At 47.4% G+C, this 16451-nt stretch carries 12 protein-coding genes and 1 pseudogene; 7 read left to right on the forward strand and 6 right to left on the reverse strand.

Going from position 1 to position 16451, the window contains the following annotated elements:
- The first annotated feature begins 144 nt into the window (after positions 1-144).
- From DFQ00_RS08665 to DFQ00_RS08675, 3 genes are all read left to right on the forward strand, one after another.
- The gene (locus DFQ00_RS08665; RefSeq protein WP_110896214.1) at positions 145-525 is read left to right on the forward strand and encodes a cupin; all 381 of its coding nucleotides are present in this window, start codon (positions 145-147) and stop codon (positions 523-525) included.
- A 323-nt stretch (positions 526-848) separates the two neighbouring features.
- Complete coding sequence (locus tag DFQ00_RS08670) at positions 849-2462, forward strand: acetate--CoA ligase (protein WP_110896086.1); 1614 nt, start codon at positions 849-851, stop codon at positions 2460-2462.
- A 40-nt stretch (positions 2463-2502) separates the two neighbouring features.
- Positions 2503-3747 carry an aminopeptidase gene (locus DFQ00_RS08675; protein WP_110896087.1) on the forward strand — a complete coding sequence of 415 codons (1245 nt, stop codon included), beginning with the start codon at positions 2503-2505 and terminating at the stop codon, positions 3745-3747.
- 239 nt (positions 3748-3986) lie between these two features.
- Here the strand turns inward: DFQ00_RS08675 and DFQ00_RS08680 are convergent, their stop codons facing one another.
- Together DFQ00_RS08680 and DFQ00_RS08685 are read right to left on the reverse strand one after the other, a co-directional pair.
- Positions 3987-4472, reverse strand: a complete 486-nt coding sequence (locus tag DFQ00_RS08680; protein ID WP_341866258.1) for an AraC family transcriptional regulator — start codon at positions 4470-4472, stop codon at positions 3987-3989.
- Positions 4473-4731: 259 nt separating this feature from the next.
- Positions 4732-5364: a nitroreductase family protein gene (locus tag DFQ00_RS08685; RefSeq protein ID WP_110896088.1), complete on the reverse strand. Its 633-nt coding sequence runs from the start codon at positions 5362-5364 to the stop codon at positions 4732-4734.
- A gap of 138 nt (positions 5365-5502) precedes the next feature.
- Here DFQ00_RS08685 and DFQ00_RS08690 point away from each other — a divergent pair, with 138 nt between their 5' ends.
- The gene (locus tag DFQ00_RS08690; RefSeq protein WP_110896089.1) at positions 5503-5742 is read left to right on the forward strand and encodes a hypothetical protein; all 240 of its coding nucleotides are present in this window, start codon (positions 5503-5505) and stop codon (positions 5740-5742) included.
- Positions 5743-5795: 53 nt separating this feature from the next.
- Here DFQ00_RS08690 and DFQ00_RS08695 read toward each other — a convergent pair whose 3' ends face one another.
- The 3 genes and pseudogenes from DFQ00_RS08695 to DFQ00_RS08705 all read right to left on the reverse strand — a co-directional run bounded on the left by DFQ00_RS08695 (position 5796) and on the right by DFQ00_RS08705 (position 7511).
- The gene (locus DFQ00_RS08695; RefSeq protein ID WP_110896090.1) at positions 5796-6572 is read right to left on the reverse strand and encodes a M15 family metallopeptidase; all 777 of its coding nucleotides are present in this window, start codon (positions 6570-6572) and stop codon (positions 5796-5798) included.
- Between the two features lie 182 nt (positions 6573-6754).
- Positions 6755-6877, reverse strand: a pseudogene (locus DFQ00_RS30115) (DNA polymerase III subunit beta); the annotation flags it as partial.
- Between the two features lie 271 nt (positions 6878-7148).
- Complete coding sequence (locus DFQ00_RS08705; RefSeq protein WP_110896091.1) at positions 7149-7511, reverse strand: iron-sulfur cluster biosynthesis family protein; 363 nt, start codon at positions 7509-7511, stop codon at positions 7149-7151.
- A 198-nt stretch (positions 7512-7709) separates the two neighbouring features.
- Here DFQ00_RS08705 and DFQ00_RS08710 point away from each other — a divergent pair, with 198 nt between their 5' ends.
- The gene (locus DFQ00_RS08710) at positions 7710-8318 is read left to right on the forward strand and encodes a DUF1349 domain-containing protein (protein ID WP_110896092.1); all 609 of its coding nucleotides are present in this window, start codon (positions 7710-7712) and stop codon (positions 8316-8318) included.
- Positions 8319-8479: 161 nt separating this feature from the next.
- Here DFQ00_RS08710 and DFQ00_RS08715 read toward each other — a convergent pair whose 3' ends face one another.
- A complete protein-coding gene (locus DFQ00_RS08715; protein WP_110896093.1) occupies positions 8480-8944 on the reverse strand; it encodes an SET domain-containing protein in 465 nt (154 codons plus the stop codon).
- 188 nt (positions 8945-9132) lie between these two features.
- Here DFQ00_RS08715 and DFQ00_RS08720 point away from each other — a divergent pair, with 188 nt between their 5' ends.
- Complete coding sequence (locus tag DFQ00_RS08720) at positions 9133-10689, forward strand: ABC-F family ATP-binding cassette domain-containing protein (protein WP_110896094.1); 1557 nt, start codon at positions 9133-9135, stop codon at positions 10687-10689.
- A 344-nt stretch (positions 10690-11033) separates the two neighbouring features.
- The gene (locus DFQ00_RS08730; protein WP_110896096.1) at positions 11034-16298 is read left to right on the forward strand and encodes an S-layer homology domain-containing protein; all 5265 of its coding nucleotides are present in this window, start codon (positions 11034-11036) and stop codon (positions 16296-16298) included.
- Positions 16299-16451 lie beyond the last annotated feature (153 nt).

The raw sequence follows: 16451 nt of genomic DNA on the forward strand, positions 1-16451 counted from the left end.
GCGAGAACAACGAGCACCTTTTCTTTCGGGAGAGGAGGTGCTTTTTTTGTGTTTTGTTTTGAACGGAGGAAGAAGGAAGAAGTGGCGCTGATGCTGGATTATCTTTATACTGGAATAATTCGTCATTATAGAGGGGATGTTGTAATGCAGATCTATCGTTTTGATCCAGAGAGCGGTAAACAGATCACGAGATTCGATTCCGACTTTGTGATGTCTCGTATCATTCAGACAAGCGAGAACGCACATGTAGGCTGCATGCATCTATCGGCTAATCGTGTTGTAGGATACCATGAGGCGGTTTGCCCGCAGCTGATGGCAATTGTATCGGGAGCAGGGCAAGTGAGAAGCGGAGAAAATGATGCTGTGCATGTGAAGGCAGGAGAAGCTGTTTTCTGGGAAAAAGGGGAATGGCATGAAACAAAAACGGAGACGGGCTTGATGGCAATTGTAATTGAGAGCGAGGTGCTAACACCTTCCGCATATATGCCAGTAAGAACTGTTGATTCGGTCGGAAGGAGTTCGTGAGATAGAGCCTTGTTCCCTTTTATAAAAAAAGTTATGTTGTTCATAGTACCTGGTCCTAGGATTTAATGTATAATATAAAGATGTTATATAAATTGAACTATTTTTTTGTACTGAAACGGAGAGGACAGAAAAAACCTGGAAAAGCGAAGCGGTCGCCTGAAAGCTTTCTGAAAGAAAGCTACATCGGGAGCATACGCTTATCACCTGATTTTAACCATTGTTAAAAGATAATCAAAAAATCTGGGGATAACAGCGATTGGAAGGTTATTCTGTCATCGGAGTGTCTGTGCAAATCATGCTTAGTTTAATTTATATATATTTGAATGACAAAGGAGAGGCTCCATGTGAATTTTGAACAGTGGATTTCGCCTGAAACCTATAACCTGACATCCGAGATGGAGAACCACCCGCCAGACCGGATTGCACTTAGATGGCTCAGCGATCAGAAGGAAGTAGAAGAGATCACGTATGGTGAATTATTGAAACAGGCTAATCGTCTGGCTGGAGGGCTGCGTGAGCTTGGACTAGTGAAGGGTGATCGGGTGCTGGTCATGGTACCACGCCGAATTATCGCCTATGTTATATATATCGCTTGTTTGAAGCTGGGTATTGCGGTCATTCCGTCATCCGAGATGCTGCGTGCCAAGGATCTGGAGTACCGTTTGCGGCATTCGTCCGCTCGTGCAGTGATTGTGTGGTCTGAAACGACGGCTGAAGTGGAAAAAATGAATTCCGATCTGCCAGCGCTTGCACACCGCATCGTAGCTTCTCCAAACGGAGACTACAACGTACCGGGGGCAGACTGGGTTAATGTACATCAACTGATGATGAACCAGCCGGAAGAGATGACCGCTGTGCAGACACATCGTGATGATATGGCTATTCTGGCGTATACGTCGGGTACAACGGGCAATCCGAAAGGTGTCGTGCATAGTCACGGCTGGGGATATGCTCACCTGCGCATAGCATCATCATTATGGCTGGACATTCAGCCGTCGGATACCGTATGGGCAACAGCAGCACCAGGTTGGCAAAAATGGATCTGGAGTCCCTTCCTGTCCGTGCTCGGTAGAGGGGCGACAGGTTTGGTATACAACGGTTCATTCCAGCCCAAGCGTTATCTGGAGCTGATGCAGGAGCATCAGATTAACGTGCTTTGCTGTACACCAACAGAATATCGTCTGATGGCCAAGACAGATGATCTTGGTCACTATGATTTATCCCATCTGCGCAGTGCAGTATCTGCTGGCGAACCGCTTAATCAGGAAGTGATTGAGATTTTCCAGCGTCATTTCGACCTGACGATTCGGGATGGTTACGGACAGACGGAAAGCACACTCTTAATCGGCAGTCTGAAGGATGCGCCTGTACGTATCGGTTCGATGGGGCAGTCAATTACTCCGGGGCTCATTGAGATCATCGGCGAAGACGGGCAGCCGCTACCTGCGGGTGAAGTCGGAGATATTGCAGTGCATAAGGACATGCCCGCCCTGTTCCGTGCGTATTATCAAGATGAAGGGCGTAAGGAAGCGAATCAGCGCGGCCAATATTTTGTCACAGGTGATCGGGCAAGCAAAGACGAGGAAGGATATTTCTGGTTTGAGGGTCGGAGTGATGATATTATCATCAGCTCGGGGTATACGATTGGGCCGTTCGAGGTGGAGGAAGCGCTCATGAAACACGCCAGCGTGAAGGAATGTGCAGTTGTGGCAAGCCCGGATGAGATTCGCGGCAATGTTGTCAAAGCTTTTGTTGTACTGAGAGACGCCTCCCAGGCTTCGCCAGAACTTGCACATGAGCTGCAAAGACATGTGAAGGAATGGACCGCACCTTATAAATATCCGCGTAAAATTGAATTTGTGACGGACTTGCCAAAGACCAACTCAGGCAAGATTCGCCGGATCGAACTTCGTGAGCAGGAAAAGCGCAACGGATAGCAACATGTAGAACCTAAATGAAGCAGGAGTGAGTAAACATATGAGTTCATTTGAGCAGTCTTTTGCAAAATCATTGGAGCAATACGCTGAACTGGTGGTCAGAGTAGGTGTCAACATTCAGAAGGGACAAGATTTGCTGGTGACAGCTCCTGTAGAAACACTGGAGTTTACCCGTCTGGTTGTTGAAAAGGCGTACGCTGCGGGAGCGAATTATGTACAGGTTGATCTGGAAGACGACACAATTACACGCAGCCGGTTTGAGCATGGCTCGGACGACAGCTTTGACTATTATCCTGCCTGGAAAGGCGACATGATGGAACGATTCGCTGAAGCTGGCGGGGCTACGTTGACGATCAAAGTACCGGACCCGGATCTGTACAATGGTATTGAGGCTACCAAAGTGTCGCGTGCAACCAAGGCAGCAGCAGAAGCGCGCAAAGGATATGCCAAATACACACGTAACCATGAGATCAGCTGGTGTCTGATCAAGGCGCCAACGAAGGCGTGGGCGAACAAGGTATTTGCCGATATTCCTGAAGAGGATCGCATTCGTGTGATGTGGGATACTATTTTCAAGATGAATCGTGTGGATGGCGGAGATGCTGTGCAGAATTGGAAAGAGCATCTGGAAACGCTGAACAAGATGAGTGAGTTGCTGAATCAGAAAAATTACAAGAGCCTGCACTATCGCGCACCAGGAACCGATCTGAAGATCGAACTCGTGAACAACCATATCTGGGGCGGTGGCGGCAGTGAAAACAAACAAGGTGTGTATACGGTAGCGAACATGCCGACCGAAGAGGTATTCACAATGCCCAAGCGCAGCGGTGTGAACGGTTATGTGAGCAGCACCATGCCACTGAACCTGAACGGGCAGCTGGTTGATCAGATGCGTATTACGTTTAAGGATGGTCAGGTTGTTGCATACACAGCGGCTTCAGGTGAAGAGCATTTGAAGAATTTATTTTCGACAGATGAAGGCGCACGTTATTTGGGAGAGGTGGCTCTTGTGCCGCATCATTCCCCGATCTCCAATCTGAACCGTATCTTCTACAATACCGGCATTGATGAAAATGCATCCTGCCATCTGGCGGTCGGAAGTGCCTATCCGTTTAATATGAAGGATGGTACAACGATGTCCAATGAGGAGCTACTGAAGCATGAGTGTAACGTCAGTCTCACACATGTCGATTTCATGATTGGTTCTGCGGAGCTGGATATCGACGGAGAGCTGCAGGACGGCACGATTGAACCGTTATTCCGCAAAGGGAACTGGGCATTTTAAGTGATGACAGACAAGTATGAATGGCAAGTGTTAGACGTGAGATAAAAAGATACCTCGGATCGGATCGTAAGTGAGGTAATATAAACATCATCATCTAATCGCAGCGGTAAAAAAAGTGACTTCGAATTCGAAGTCACTTTTTTTACTATCTGAATACAGCGTGAATGGATTTGATTGGATGAGAAAGGTATCCCATTATGTGTAATGCTCAAGTGAGCAACTTCGAATATTAAAAATGTTCAATCCATTGTTATAGGAATGCAAAGCTCGCATAGATGCTGAGCCAGCAGATGGGGACGATACCTCTCGATAATAGGTTTAAGATCCAACTGAAACCCCCTGGCATGCACATGTGAAATCATGTCATTCCAGGCATTCTGAATGCCTTCAGCCGTATGCGGAACCGTGAAGATCAGGTATTGTCCTCCCGCCAGGGTGCCTATGTGAACTGCAGGACCATGCTCTTTTTCGAAATGTTCAAACTTAAAATCTTGATCTAGCACGATACACGCGTCATACCTGCAGTGCTGTGGTCGTGTTGATGACGGATCATCCTGAGGAATACCAAGTAAAGTGGCCTGTTCATCAAGCAAGTGATTTCGACTTGCCCATTGTTTAAGCTTTTCCATTGCCTCACCATTGGAGGGCCCATAGGGTCCAACTTGACGTACATAAGCGATTGTGGCGGAGGCAAGGTGTTCAACATACATCTCATTCAGGCTCACAAATATCATCCCTTTTTATGTAAAGTAGCTTACTTGAAGAATGCTAACATGTTATAAAAATATTTGCATAATCTTTTTTGACAAAATAGATCAAACAAAGGCTAACAAGGGAATGTATGTAACGCCAAAAAAGCCACATTACGTGGCTTTTCTCATCAATTCATTATGGTAACTCCACTCAACTTCATAACAAGATGAACTTAAACATTTCCATACATTCATTTCAAATTTCGATCACTTGATTCACTCACATCATCATTTATTCAGCGTTCATTTTATTAAAGCTGACATATTCGTGAATTGGCTTGCGATATCCGCGCGGGCGCTGCTTGGCTTCCGACTTTTTACCAATGGTGATCAGCATCGCCGGTACGTAATGGTCAGGAATGTTCAGGCTCTGCTGGAGCTCCTCGGCATCAAAACCGATCATTGGACAGGTGTCCCAGCCGCGATCCTGTGCGATCAGCATGAATTGCATAGCTGACAGGCTGGCGTTGCGAATTGCATCCTCGCGTTGGAAAAATCTACCGCGCGTTTCATAGAATTCCGTCACACTTTGCGATTCCTGTTCATACTGGAATGGTGTCAGGGCGCCCAGATTGAGCAGTCCCTCGTTGATGGTCCGAATATGATGGTGTGCATTAACATCACCGAGCACGACGATCACTGCGGATGCCGTTTTCACTTTATATTGCTGCGAAGCTTCATATACTTTGTCTTTTTGATCTGCGCCGGTCAACACAAGGTAATGTGTATGCTGCAGATTAAATGCGGAAGGTGCGAATTTATTCAAGGCAAACATGTCTTCCAGTTCCGATTCTGAAATTTCAATGCCTTCTTCAAAAATAACAGCCGATCTACGATTTTTAATCAATTGATCCAGTTCGCTCATGGTTGTTTCCCTCACTTATGTATAGTTTGCTTGTTTCTAAAGTGAATATAACATACTTAATTACTTTATGTAAGTATTATTTTTGAATAAGACAAGATGTACTCGCCATACGCTAGAAATAAAAAGCCGAGGTGAGTCATGGAAGCATTCGTCCGCAGATTAAAGTCGGCATGGAAGCATCAAGAATTTCGCGTATATGTGATCGAATCCTCTGCCGTTAAGCGGTTTTTGGTAGTGGAGTTCGTACTGGGTTATCTTGTATACAAAATGGCCCTTTATGTGTGCCATAACGATTTGATCGCAGGGGCAAGTTCGTGGGCGGGAACTGAAGGGGTTAAACGGCTTCCGCTGTTATTCCGGCGTATTGCCGGAGTTTAGATCAGAATTTGGAGAGGGGAGTAGTTCCCCCTCTTCCTGATGGCGATAATTTCTTATTTTCCCCGTTCCAGATATTGCTCCAATGTCAGCTTCTGGCTGGTAATCTCGCCAGCAATATATACTCCCACGTAACGGACATGCCACGGTTCATAAGAGTACCCGGTTAATTTCTCCTGATCCTTGCCGTAACGAATGATGAAACCGTATTTGTGGGCATTGGCTTTCAGCCATTTGCCTTCTTTGGTATTGCCAAAGCTCTGCTGCAGGTCATACCCTGCTGAAGCGCTGGAAATATCCATCGCAAGCCCGGTTTGATGCTCACTCTGTCCGGGGCGGGCACTGGTTTTATTCGCTACAGCCTCACCTTTAATGCTGGCATTGCGGTCGAAAATTGATTTTTGGGTAGCGTATGAGCGATAACCGGATACGGCCTTGATATCAATGCCATCCTTTTTCGCTGCGGCAAACAGCTTCTCTATAGCCGATGCAGCGACCTTGCGCATTTGCTTTTTCGGACTGGAGCCAGAGAAGCTGAAGGGAATGTTAGGTACAACCAGATCGTTAGGCTCATAAGTGGAGGGCAGATTTCTTTTTTTATTTACAAGCACAACCGTGCTGGAGAGATTGGTTACGGTAGCAACACCTTTGCTGTTTGTGGTGACGGTACGGCTTGGTGCATTGTCATGCAGAAATTGGGAGAAGCTTGAGCTTGCGGCTGAAGCGACAGGAATAAGCGGCTGGTTCATCGGAAGTGCTGTAAAGGCTGTGCCTGCAAGCACAGAGCCGAGCAGCATCGTGGATATGATGGATTTACGAGTAAATGATGACATGTTGGATGTTCCTCCTTGGAATATATCAATCTATAAACCAAGTATACTCGAGGAATATATCCATAGGTTCTCCAAATGTTTCCGACTTGTAAACAAATGTAGTAGAGTGAGCAGCAGAAACATAGAATCGTGAGCGTGAGCTAGATGCCGGATATATATCAGCATAGAGAAGCGTGAATTGGAAAAGGGTGAATGGAGATATCGGTGTCACTTGCTGTCAACGTCACCCCCTGGTGATTCTCGTCGAATTCGATGCCGCTCAGAAGGGGAATCGTCGTACGACTGGAGATTGCTCTGGATGTGTTGTTATGACATGGCGCTGGGGGAAAAGGTTAAGCTAAATCATGCGGGTTTGCAAAAAAAATCACGATCTCCAGAGAGCTTATTGGAGCCTAATAGCCCCATTTTTCGGCCCCGAAGGTAGCTTTCACTTGAAATAACGTTATTGAGGATCGTTAGATTTTCAAACAGCTCGTTTTAGGCTAAATAAGACTTCTGGAGATCGTTAAAAATTGGACATAGTAGTCCTGTGTGGGCTGTACCTGTGCATGAAAAGCCCGGCACATCTGCTTTTATTTATAACATGCAAGCGTCAGAAGCGCTTCCGGTTCCGACAGCGGCTGCACGCGCATCACGAAGCCGGAGATTGCTGCTGATTACACCTGAATCACTGCTCAGCGTGTAGGCGGGATAGTTTGCCTGTGCATCCAGCTTCATGCTGGATTCAAGATTGAGCTGATGCTTGGGGTCAACGTAGAACGGAACGAGATTTGTTTCAATTTGCTCATCCAGCGCAGCCGGTTCATCTACAATTAACAGCACCACCACTCCGTTACAACCGCAGCCCTCCATATCATAAAATACTTTGAAATATCCGGGCTGATCGTTCAGGCTTTCGCTTAAACGTTGGGCTGCCAGATCTGTAATTTGCATATGCATATCGTTTCACTCCTATATTGATGAGTATGATTATGAATCGGAAAAATATGTTGTGTTTCTAGTGGTAGTATACCACTTTGTCGAAAGTGAAAACATGGTTCGCTTTTTCAGTACGAGGGAAGTCCACTACAGATGTCGAATAGGTTATACATGCACGTAGACATTTACATACCATACAAGAAAGGGTGGAACAACACGATGTCATCCAATTTTGTTCAGCTTCATCAAGGGAAATGGACAACCGAGCCGGTTCATGCACAGCATGACGGGGAATGTTTGCTTGTACAGGCGCAGGAGGGCAGTGATTTTTGGGAAGAGACGTTTTACGGCTTCTGCCATCGGAATGGACATGCGATGCTTGCTCCCTGGGACGGATCAGAGGCAGTAGAGGTATCGTTTGATCTGAGTTCCTTCACTGAACTTTATGATCAGGCAGGGTTAATGTTGTGGCATGCAGAGCATCAATGGATCAAAGCGGGGGTTGAAGTGAATGATGGTGTTGTACATGTTGGAGCCGTCGTAACCGATCGGTTTTCGGATTGGTCGCTGTCTCCTGTACCGGAGTGGAGAGCACGAATTGTTACGATTCGAGCATCATACCATCAGGAGTCCGTCGTGATTCGCGCGCGGACGGATGAACACCCATGGCGTACGATACGTGTGGCAAGATTTGCTTATCCCGAGCACAAGCAGGCTGGGCCGTTCCTTTGCTCGCCCAAGCGAGCCGGGTTCGAGGTTGCTTTTACACGATGGGCCTATACTGCACCTGATGAAGACCTGCATGCCGATCCGCCGATTTGCGATTAGTGACTGGTCGAGATATTTTCATGCATACAAAGAAGCAAATTTCCTAAGGAAACTTGCTTCTTTTGCTCTGTATAATGCTTGAACCTCAAGTGCATGTGGAAAAGGGATGAATCAGCCATCCGTATCCATGCATGACGACTTTCCATCTTTACGCTTTTCTGCTACTGCTTGTCTGCATCTGTTTGTTCGCTTTTAGGCGACGTTTCTGCTTCTTCCTGCTCCTGTAATTCCCGCATACGCTCTTCATAATCATCCAGGAACCATAGCGGGTCCATGTTATCTTCCTCACCGTTATAGTTGATGAGAATTTCCTCACCAGCCTTAATGTCGGTATAAGCATAGAAATCAAAGGTATGATTGTCAAAATTAATATCGTACGTGGCGTTAGGCTCATACGAGTGGTTAATCAAGCTGCCGTAACCCAGCAGGATGGCGGTATGATTAGCACCATATTCAAAAACGTAATCCTCCAGAATGGTTTTCTCGATATGCTCATGATCCTCATTCGGATAAGGCACAACGGGTGCCTGATGGATTAACTGGCCTTTGGTAATATCTTCTGTGGCGAACACTCCGCGATTAAACTCACCGCCGTCGCCCAGCTTGGACTGTCTTACTTCAATCATCGCATTCACCTGATGCTCTATGGTAGAGCTCCGTTCTATATAATGGTTGCATTTCAGCTAAGGCAAAATTTTACCCTATACGCAGGCATAAGGCAAATATAACAATTTTAAAATAGGACGTTGAGTTGTACGGGAGATAACGCTTATAATATACAAAGAATTAAGTCTATATAGAAAAGGTGCCATGAATGAGTATATTAAATGTAGAAAAATTAAGTCACGGTTTTGGTGATCGTGCCATCTTTAACGACGTGTCATTCCGCCTGCTCAAGGGTGAGCATATCGGTCTGATCGGGGCGAATGGTGAAGGTAAATCGACCTTCATGAATATTATTACAGGCAAGCTGCAGCCGGATGAGGGTAAGGTGGAATGGTCCAAACGGATGCGTGTTGGTTATCTCGACCAGCATGCGGTGCTGAGTAAGGGACAGTCGATTCGCGATGTACTGCGCAGTGCATTCCAGTACCTGTTCGACATGGAGCAGGAAATGAACGAAATGTATGGCAAAATGGGCGAGGTTACGCCTGAAGAGCTGGAGCAGCTGCTGGAGGACGTTGGTACGATCCAGGATACACTGACGAATCAGGATTTTTACATGATTGATGCCAAAGTGGACGAAACCGCGCGTGGTCTGGGCTTGACCGATATCGGTCTGGACAAGGATGTAAATGATCTGAGCGGGGGACAACGGACAAAGGTTCTGCTTGCCAAGCTTTTGCTGGAAAAGCCCGATATTCTGCTTCTGGACGAGCCGACAAACTATCTGGATGAACAACACATTGAGTGGTTGAAGCGTTATTTGCAGGAATATGAGAATGCCTTCATTCTGATCTCGCATGATATTCCATTCCTGAACAGTGTCATCAACCTCATTTACCATATGGAAAATCAGGATTTGACCCGCTATGTGGGCGATTACAACCACTTCCAGGAAGTTTACGAGATGAAGAAGCAGCAGCTGGAGTCGGCGTACAAGCGTCAGCAGCAAGAGATTGCCGATCTGAAAGACTTCGTAGCGCGGAACAAAGCCAGCGTAGCGACCCGCAACATGGCGATGTCCAGACAGAAGAAGCTCGACAAGATGGATGTTATCGAACTGGCCAAAGAAAAACCGAAGCCGCAGTTCAACTTCCGCGATGCAAGAACGTCCGGCAAGCTTATTTTTGAAACCAAAGGTCTTGTGATCGGATATAACGAGCCGTTGTCCAGACCGCTGGATCTTCGGATGGAGCGTGGGCAGAAGATTGCACTGGTCGGCGCCAACGGTATCGGTAAAACAACGCTGATGCGCAGCATCCTGGGGGAAATTCAGCCTCTGGAAGGAAGCGTTCAGCGTGGTGAAAATCTTGAAATCGGCTATTTCCAGCAAGAGATGAAGGAAGCCAACTATAATACATGTATTGAAGAAATTTGGCAGGAGTTCCCTTCCTACACCCAGTTTGAAGTGCGTGCTGCTCTTGCAAAATGTGGACTTACGACCAAGCACATTGAGAGTAAAGTTGCTGTGCTTAGTGGTGGAGAGAAGGCCAAAGTGCGACTGTGCAAGCTGATCAACAACGAAACTAACCTGCTGGTCCTTGACGAGCCGACCAACCACTTGGATGTTGATGCGAAGGATGAGCTGAAGCGTGCACTGCAAGCGTACAAGGGCAGCATCCTGCTGATCTCGCACGAACCGGAATTTTACCGTGATGTTGTAACAGACACCTGGAACTGTGAGTCCTGGACAACAAAAGTATTCTAATATACAAACGGCTTGAACCAACATATAAAGTAGCTTATTAAACAGCTATAGCATAACGAGGACGCGTATTTTGCTTGCTAACAGCAGGGGGATACGCGTTTTTTGTCATGTGAGTGTTGAGTGGAAATAGGACAAAAGAATGGTTGACAGTCTGAAAAGCAAACGATATTCTATGTTTAGAAAGCGGTTACATTTTGTAGGCAAAATCCTGTTTGAATATGCATGGGCAAGAAAGATACGGAATTCCGTAACGTTACGTAATTGCGCTTGGCAGATAAAAACAGGTCTTTTTTTTGTTTTTAATGAAACCGGTTTCATTAAAATTGCAAAGGAGCGAATCGATATTGGATAAACTGAACAAGTCAATTTCAGTCCTGTTATCTGCTGCACTGCTCTTATCATCAGGACCGTTCATGTACCCGAACAGAGCCCACGCAGATGGAGCCTCGAATACCGGTATATGGATACAGGATGATTTTTCCGATGGAGATTATACAGCTTCACCTGAATGGAATGTCATCTCGGGCACTTGGGAAGTCAGATCCGATCCGGCGGATGGCTCCAATCAGGTTCTTTTCCAAAGCGATACGGGTGAAGGCTTCATTACAACCGGAGAGCCAGTCGCCGACAAGACGGTGACGATGCGTTTTTACACAGGAGAAGGTAAGGGGTTCCCCGGCATTTTGCCGCGCTTTCAGGACAAGAGCAATTATTACTATTTTCAAATGCAGGTGCCTAACAATAAACTCTTTTTTACCAAAAAAATAAATGGACAGGATACTACGCTACAATCGATGGACTATACGTTCAGCAAAAATACGTGGTACACGCTCAAAGCGGTGCTTTCAGGCACATCCATTCGTGCTTACATTGTCGATAACGGAACGGACCGATTGGTGTTTGATCTGGATGATGCCTCCATTGCAACAGGTACTGTTGGCATTCGCAACAAATGGCAGACCGTACATATTGATGATGTGGTCATTGCGGAGCCGCCGCGTGTGAATGAAGCTGAGCTGACAAGTGATGGAGTGACGGCATCTTCTATTGCACTTCATTGGCCAGAGATTGAAGGTGCATCAGGGTACCATCTGTACCGTTCAAACACCAGAGAAGGGGGATACGCTCTAGTAAATCAGGTAACATCATCTACTTATGTGGATGAAGGGTTAAGCTCGGATACAACCTATTATTACAAGCTTGCCTACAACTATGGAGGGTTAACCGAGTCGCAATGGTCAGCTCCGCTTGAAGCCAAAACAGCGGCTGAAGCACCGCAGGCTCCAGCTGATCTCAAAGCAACAGCACTCACATCCAGCAGTGTCAAATTGACCTGGAATGCAGTGAATAAAGCGACGGGTTATCGGGTCACTCGTGCCGAGCAAGGGACGGAATTATATGAACAGGTATACGAGGGCGATAACTTGTCGTTTACCGATCAGGCACTTGTGCCTGGAAAAAGTTACAGCTATCGTGTGACCGCTACCAATGCTGCGGGTGAATCGTCATATAGCACAGTGGAAGCACAAACGTACAGCTTCGATTCTCCTGCGGGCTTTGCTGTCTCCGCTGTAACAGATACATCCGTTTCCTTAGGGTGGGACGGCCTGCAAGGCTCAAAAGTCATCTATACCGTGTCGAGAGCGACAAGTGCTTCAGGAACGTATCAGCAAGTCTATACAGGAAACGCGACTACGATGGAAGATACCGGTCTGACGATGGGCACGGGTTACTTCTATACGATTCAGGCCAACGTGGACGGCAAGGATACGCCTGCTTCCATGCCGTTGGGTGTATCCACAGTGCGCACAAGTATAACGCCAGGGCAGCTGTGGCCGGATCAGAACGGCAAACCGATTGATGCCCATGGTGCAGGTTTCTTTTACGATGAACAAACCGAAAAATACTACTGGTATGGCGAATATCATACAGGCGGCTGGCCCGCTATGGGCGTACGTGTGTATTCCTCCAAGGACTTGCTCAACTGGACAGACGAAGGCATGGCTCTCACGATGCTGCAGTCCATGGATGATTTTGACACGAACCCGCTAATTAAAGAGCTGTATGCCGGGCGCGAGGATCGTGTGGATATTTGGGCAGACATTCGCAAGGGACGAATCATCGAGCGGCCGAAAGTGATTTACAATGATAAAACGAAGAAATATGTGATGTGGGCCCATATGGATGGAGACAAGGACCCATATAACAACAATGCTAACTACGGTAAGGCGAAGGCGGGTTATGCAATCAGTGACTCACCAACAGGACCCTTTGTATATCAGAAAAGTTATCGGATGGACATGGCTCCAGAAGGTGAGAAGGACTACTTTCCGAGTGACAAGGGCATGGCTCGTGATATGACACTGTTCAAGGATGATGACGGCACAGGTTATCTGATCTATTCCAGCGAGGAAAATCTGACGCTCTATATTTCCAAGCTGACCGATGATTACAGTGATGTCACAGGCTGGCATAAGGAAGGGCGTACGGACGATAAAGGCAATCCGGTTCGCGATAGCGTGTATCAAGCGCAATATGGTGTTGACTATGTGCGTGTGTTCCCCGGTGGACAGCGCGAAGCGCCGGCGATGTTTAAATATCAGGGGAAATATTATATTTTAACATCAGGGGCTACAGGGTGGGCTCCCAATGAGAACAAAGTTACGGTTGCAGACGACATCTTCGGACCGTGGTCGGCAATGAGCAATCCGTTTGTCCGTACACTTTCAAGTGACCCTGATCCTGGAAAGGCGTTTGGCACACAGGCGACATCAGTTATTCCGGTTGACCCGGCGAAGGGCAAGTTTATTTATGTGGGGGATATCTGGAACGGGGGTAATTTCGCGAATGATGCAGCCAAGTATGTGTTTTTGCCGATTGAATTTGGCATCGGGTCGGATATCGCGATCAAATGGTATAACAGCTGGACACCAGATTTACTGAATTCTATGGGTAAGGTGGATATTGTAGACCAGCTTCCAGAAGCAGTGAAGCTTGGTCAAGTTCCGACTTTGCCTTCTACCGTAAAGGTACGTGACGGTGATCAGCTGGTGTCAACGCCAGCGGTTTGGACGATTAATCATCGGGCAATGACTGCTGAGGATTTTGCCAAGCCGGGTCCGCTCACGTTGCAGATCACGACACCTGAGTATAACAACAAAACGCAGTCAGTCCGTGTCTATGTCATCCCTGACCACACCTTATATTTTGTGAACAGTGGTGGTTATGAGACAGCGGATTACAAACTGATGAGTGATTACATGACAGATACGCTGGTTCATCCGGGAGTGGTGGATCAGATGTATGCTCCGACAGATGGGCGGTCATGGGGATATGTCAGTGCGGATGCACTGCCCTCCGGTTCGAATGGGGGAGATATTTTCTCGACTGTGCGTTATTTAAACGGAGGTAATGTTAGCAACTCGTCCAAAGGCAAGGATCTGACCTACAGCTTTGAAGTCCAGAATGGTGTATATGATGTATACGCAGGATTCAACGACCCGTGGACAAATAACTCACGCCGTGCGGATTTTCTGATTAACGGTACAAACACAGGAGCAGTTACGTATATTCCTGCAAGTGTCAGAGCCCATAAAGGCATAGAGGTGTCGGGCGGCAAAATTGACATCACCGTGCGCAATACGGCGTCCCAGGACCCGATGATCAGTTGGATCATGGTTGTAAAAGCAGATGCAAAACCTCCTGTATACGGTAATGGCGGGTTGCATAGCGTTTCTGCTACTTCTTCCAGTGTGACGCTCGCATGGGATGCACTTCCGGACGCAGCAAGCTATAAGCTTTATCGCTCGAATCAGGAGCAGGGCACTTATGAGACGATCTATTCTGGCTCGCTGCAGGAGTACACCGATTTAGGGCTGACCGAAGATACGACATACTATTATAAAGTCGAGGCGCTGGACGAGGCTGGTGTTTCACTTAAAGGACTGTCTGATCCGTATTCGGTCACAACGACCCTGAAGTCGGCAGCGGAGGTGGCTTCAGGCATTAAAACCCTTGACCAGCCAACAACGGTCGCTTCCAAAATAAAGCTGCCTGAGCTGCCGCAAGGTTTTACAGCATCCATTCACTCCACTACAGCACCGTCGATTATACAGCTAGATGGCACGATAACTCTGCCAGCACGTGAAACGACAGTTCAGATTGAACTGGAGATCACACGCACTTCGGATGGAAGTAAGGCGTTAACCATTCCTTTATCAGTTAAGGTGCCCGCACGCACCACATCACCTGGCGGTAACTCGGGTGGGGAGTCAGGGGGCAATTCGGGAGGAAGTTCAGGTGGCGGAACGGGGAATAGCTCAGGCGGTACGAGTGGAAATGGTTCGAATTCAGGTAGCAATAACAGCCAGACAGGGAACAGCAGCTCAGGTTCAGGACAGTCATCGGCGTCTCCTGAGACAGGAACGGATCGCGCGATTCTAGAGCTGCAGCCCTCTGTGGATTCCAATGGGGTCGCGCAGTCCAAGGTGGACGCCACTGTTATTGAAGCGGCAGTGAAAGCCGCGCCGCTGACGGGAGATGGCACACGCCTGGTTGAATTTAATCTGAAGGCGGCTTCAAAGGCGGCTGTTTATGAGATGACGTTGCCAGTATCATCATTGCTGGAGCAGAAGGTATCCAGTATATTCAGGATCGTGTCAGAGTTTGGCGCGGTTGAGCTTCCTGCTGACTTGCTCGTTAAGAATGCAACACGGGAAGGCACCGTTGCTGTGCGATTCGTTCGTGCAGCACTGCCACAAGCTGCTGCGGATCGCTTGGGTACAACGCAAGGCGTGCAGCTTGAGCTCAGTCTGAATGATAAAGCACTCGTGCCGGATCGCAACATCTCACTGCAATTGCCGTACGCTCCATCGAAAGAGATCCTCACAGATAAAGTTATCGCAATGTACATTGGGCCAAACGGTGACATCACGCCACTGCCACAAAGCTATTATGATGAAAAGCGTGGTGAGGTTGTATTTTCCGATTCCTCCACTTCTTTAAATGGTGCATACGTTGTTGTGGCTGTGGAAGAACCATATACTGATGTGACAGATGTACCGTGGGCACAGAAAGCGATGGAGGCACTTGCTGTTCGAGGCGTGGTTGATGCGACAGACCGCGAGGGAACAAAGCAGCTGCATCCGAAAGAGGATATGACACGCGGACAATTTGTGCAATGGCTCGTGTCTTCGCTGGGACTAAAAGCGGCATCTGCTGATCCATTTAAGGATGTAGCCGAGCAGTCTTCATATTATAATGCAGTTAATGTTGCACGATCCCTGGGCATTACAAATGGAGCTGGAAATGGACGTTTTCTGCCAGAGTCTACGATCACCCGTCAGGAGATGATGGTGTTAACGGTGAGAGCACTTGAAGCGGGCGGAGTCATTGACCTTGAAGCGCAGAAGGCATCTACAGGAGAGCTTGTTGAATTCAGGGATGAAGGCAAGATCCATTCCTATGCAAAGGACAGTGTAGCCGTACTTCTGAATTTGGGCATCGTAAGTGGGTATAAGGGTGAGATTAAACCTGCGGCTGAAGCCAATCGGGCAGAGTCTGCCGCACTGCTCTATGCGATGATGAGCAAGCTTGTCTGGAAAAAGTGACGATGCATTGCTCTATTGTTGTATAGCCATGCTAGACTTTCGTAGCGCCACTATATAATGCAGGATGTACCTGTAAAATAGACAAAAGCTTGCTTTGGCCTGAGCTTCAGGTTGAAGCAAGCTTCTTTGTCATAGTCGTTGTACTCTGCAGAG

It is taken from the genome of Paenibacillus barcinonensis, assembly GCF_003217495.1.
Lineage (GTDB): Bacteria > Bacillota > Bacilli > Paenibacillales > Paenibacillaceae > Paenibacillus > Paenibacillus barcinonensis.

Coding starts and splice junctions, on each gene's coding strand:
- DFQ00_RS08675 (WP_110896087.1), top strand. CDS start 2,503: ATGAGTTCATTTGAGCAGTCTTTTGCAAAATCATTGGAGCAATACGCT.
- DFQ00_RS08665 (WP_110896214.1), top strand. CDS start 145: ATGCAGATCTATCGTTTTGATCCAGAGAGCGGTAAACAGATCACGAGA.
- DFQ00_RS08705 (WP_110896091.1), bottom strand. CDS start 7,511: ATGCATATGCAAATTACAGATCTGGCAGCCCAACGTTTAAGCGAAAGC.
- DFQ00_RS08710 (WP_110896092.1), top strand. CDS start 7,710: ATGTCATCCAATTTTGTTCAGCTTCATCAAGGGAAATGGACAACCGAG.
- DFQ00_RS08695 (WP_110896090.1), bottom strand. CDS start 6,572: ATGTCATCATTTACTCGTAAATCCATCATATCCACGATGCTGCTCGGC.
- DFQ00_RS08690 (WP_110896089.1), top strand. CDS start 5,503: ATGGAAGCATTCGTCCGCAGATTAAAGTCGGCATGGAAGCATCAAGAA.
- DFQ00_RS08720 (WP_110896094.1), top strand. CDS start 9,133: ATGAGTATATTAAATGTAGAAAAATTAAGTCACGGTTTTGGTGATCGT.
- DFQ00_RS08685 (WP_110896088.1), bottom strand. CDS start 5,364: ATGAGCGAACTGGATCAATTGATTAAAAATCGTAGATCGGCTGTTATT.
- DFQ00_RS08670 (WP_110896086.1), top strand. CDS start 849: ATGACAAAGGAGAGGCTCCATGTGAATTTTGAACAGTGGATTTCGCCT.
- DFQ00_RS08715 (WP_110896093.1), bottom strand. CDS start 8,944: ATGATTGAAGTAAGACAGTCCAAGCTGGGCGACGGCGGTGAGTTTAAT.